This is a genomic window from Jeotgalicoccus huakuii (genome assembly GCF_036665975.1).
GTDB lineage: Bacteria > Bacillota > Bacilli > Staphylococcales > Salinicoccaceae > Jeotgalicoccus > Jeotgalicoccus marinus.
Genome location: NZ_JAVIYN010000038.1, coordinates 1 through 507, shown reverse-complemented (window position 1 = coordinate 507; position 507 = coordinate 1). Strand labels below are relative to the sequence as shown.

General features: G+C 48.7%; 5 tRNA genes. All 5 read left to right on the top strand.

What is annotated here, in order from left to right:
- Positions 1-10: 10 nt before the first annotated feature.
- The 5 genes from V6E76_RS11390 to V6E76_RS11370 all read left to right on the top strand — a co-directional run bounded on the left by V6E76_RS11390 (position 11) and on the right by V6E76_RS11370 (position 474).
- Positions 11-95 (top strand) — tRNA-Leu (locus tag V6E76_RS11390).
- Positions 96-124: 29 nt separating this feature from the next.
- Positions 125-199, top strand: a tRNA-Gly gene (locus tag V6E76_RS11385).
- A gap of 6 nt (positions 200-205) precedes the next feature.
- Positions 206-294, top strand: a tRNA-Leu gene (locus V6E76_RS11380).
- Between the two features lie 19 nt (positions 295-313).
- A tRNA-Arg gene (locus V6E76_RS11375) sits at positions 314-387 on the top strand.
- A 13-nt stretch (positions 388-400) separates the two neighbouring features.
- Positions 401-474: transfer RNA gene (locus V6E76_RS11370), tRNA-Pro, on the top strand.
- Positions 475-507 lie beyond the last annotated feature (33 nt).

Below are 507 nucleotides of genomic sequence, written 5' to 3'. Positions count from 1 at the left end.
CATTTAATACGCGGGTATGGCGGAACTGGCAGACGCACTAGACTTAGGATCTAGCGCCTCACGGCGTGGGGGTTCGACTCCCTTTACCCGCACCATTTTAAATTATTAAAACGATATATGATCAGCGGAAGTAGTTCAGTGGTAGAACATCACCTTGCCAAGGTGGGGGTCGCGGGTTCGAATCCCGTCTTCCGCTCCAGTTTAAGCCGGGGTGGCGGAACTGGCAGACGCACAGGACTTAAAATCCTGCGATAAGTGATTATCGTACCGGTTCGATTCCGGTCCTCGGCACCATTTAAATAGTTTTACTGATGCGCCCATAGCTCAATTGGATAGAGCGTTTGACTACGGATCAAAAGGTTAGGGGTTCGACTCCTCTTGGGCGCGCTTAATTAAATAACGGGAAGTAGCTCAGCTTGGTAGAGCACTTGGTTTGGGACCAAGGGGTCGCAGGTTCGAATCCTGTCTTCCCGATTCTAATCTTTAGATTAGGTCTTATAAATATAA